Below are 2,298 nucleotides of genomic sequence, written 5' to 3' on the forward strand. Positions count from 1 at the left end.
GGTCCTGGGGTGTCCGGCCGCAGTACGTGGCTGGACACTCCGTCGGCGAGATCGCCGCCGCGCATGTCGCCGGGGTCTTCACGCTGGCTGACGCCTGCATGCTGGTGGCGGCTCGCGGACGGCTCATGCAGGCCCTGCCTGCCGGTGGGGCGATGGTGGCGATCAGGGCGACGGAGGAGGAGGTTCTTCCGCATCTGATGGGTGGGGTGTCGATCGCGGCGGTCAATGGTCCGTTGTCGGTGGTGGTTTCCGGTGTCGAGGATGCGGTACTGGCCATCGCGGCGCGCTTCACAGCCGAGGGCCGCGAGACCAGCAGGCTGCGGGTCTCGCACGCCTTCCACTCGCCGCTGATGGAACCGATGCTGGCCGACTTCCGCGCCGTCGCCGAGGGCCTGTCCTACGGCGAGCCGGAACTGTCCGTCGTATCGAACGTGACCGGCCACCTCGCCACCCCGGATCAGCTGCGCACCCCCGAATACTGGGTGACCCACGTGCGGGCCGCAGTGCGTTTCGCCGACGGCATCCGCGCCCTGAGCGCGCAGAGCGTGACGCGCTTCCTCGAACTGGGCCCCGACGGCACACTCACGGCCATGGCCCGCGAGTCCCTCCCGGACGGCGGCACCACCGGCCAGAGCGCTCCCGAGGAGGCCGTCCTCGTCCCCGCACTGCGCCGGGACCGCCCCGAGGAGGCGACCCTCCTCGCGGCCCTGACACAACTGCACGTACGCGGCGCCGTGATCGACTGGACCGCGTTCCCCGCCGCCGGCCGGGACGCCCGCGCTGTCGACCTGCCGACGTACGCCTTCCAGCACCAGCGGTTCTGGCCGACCCCCGACCACACCCGAACCGGGGACATCGGTGCCGTCGGTCTCGAAGCGGCCGGGCACCCGCTGCTGAGCGCCGCCGTGGAACTGCCGGACGGCGACGGTGTGCTGTTCACCACGCGCCTGTCGCTCGCCACCCATTCGTGGCTGGCCGGGCACGTCGTCATGGGTTCGGTCCTGCTGCCGGGCACGGCATTCGTCGAACTCGCCGTCCGCGCCGCCGACCAGGCGGGCTGCGACCGCGTCGACGAACTGACCCTGGCCGCCCCGCTCGTCCTGCCCGAGCACGGCGGCGTGCACCTCCAACTGCACGTGGGCCCCGCCGACGAGGCGGGCCGCCGCACCTTCAGCGTGCGCTCCAGGATGGAGGGCGACGGCGACCGCCCGTGGGTGCAGCACGCCACCGGCGTGCTCGCCGTCGACCCGCAGCCGGCCGCCGCCGACTTCGCCTCGGCGCCCTGGCCGCCCGCCGACGCCGAGACCGTCGATCTGACTGGCTTCTATCCGAGCTTCGCCGACCGCGGCTTCGACTACGGCCCGCACTTCCAGGGCCTGCGCGCCGCATGGCGCCGTGGCGACGAGGTCTTCGCCGAGGTCGCCCTGCCCGCCGCGGCCGAAGGCGAGGCACCGGCCTACGGCCTCCACCCGGCACTGCTCGACGCGGCCCTGCACGTCGTCACCCTCAACGGAGTCGACCGGCAGGTCGTGCCCTTCGCCTGGGAGGACGTCTCGCTGCACGCCTCCGGCGCCGCGGCCGTACGGGTCCGGGTCACCCGGCACAGCAGCGACACGGTGTCCGTGGACGTCGCCGACGCCGAGGGCGGCCCCGTCGCCACCATCGGCGCACTCGTCCTGCGGTCGGTCTCCGCGGACCAGTGGGAGAGCGGCACCAACTCGATCGGCCACGATGCGCTGTTCCGCGTCCAGTGGAACCCCGTACACCTGCCCCAGACCGGGACAGCGGAGACCGTCGCGGCGATCGGCTTCCCCGCGGGTTCGACGGCCGCGTGGTGCGCGGACCCGGTCGAGCACTACGCGGATCTGGCCTCCCTGGCCGCATCCGGCCGTGCGTACGGCACGGTGCTGGCGGCGGTGACGGCCGCTTCCGCCGGAACGGTGGAGTCGGTGCATGCCGCGGTGGTGGGGGCGCTGGACGTGATCCAGTCGTGGTTGGCCGAGGACCGGTTCGTGTCGTCGCGTCTGGTGTTCGTGACGCGGGGTGCGGTGTCTGGTGCGGATCTTGCGGGTGCGGCGGTGTGGGGTCTGGTGCGGTCGGCGCAGTCGGAGCATCCGGGCCGTTTCGGTCTGGTGGATGTGGAGGACGATGCCTCAGCGGCGGTGTTCCCGCGGGCATTGGCGTCGGATGAGCCCCAGTTGCTGGTGCGTGGTGGTGAGGTGCTGGTGCCGCGGTTGGCTCGTGCCCGGTCCGAGCAGGCGATGGCCTGGGACTCGTCCGGTACGGTCCTGATCACGG

Annotated in this window: 1 protein-coding gene; it reads left to right on the forward strand. The window is 72.8% G+C overall.

What is annotated here, in order from left to right; translation table 11 throughout:
* Positions 1 to 26: 26 nt before the first annotated feature.
* On the forward strand, positions 27 to 2,298 hold a 2,272-nt coding region (locus tag ADK54_RS11330), incomplete at its 3' end, for an acyltransferase domain-containing protein (RefSeq protein WP_234392006.1).

The sequence above is a fragment of the Streptomyces sp. WM6378 genome (assembly GCF_001279695.1).
In the GTDB taxonomy this organism is placed as follows: domain Bacteria; phylum Actinomycetota; class Actinomycetes; order Streptomycetales; family Streptomycetaceae; genus Streptomyces.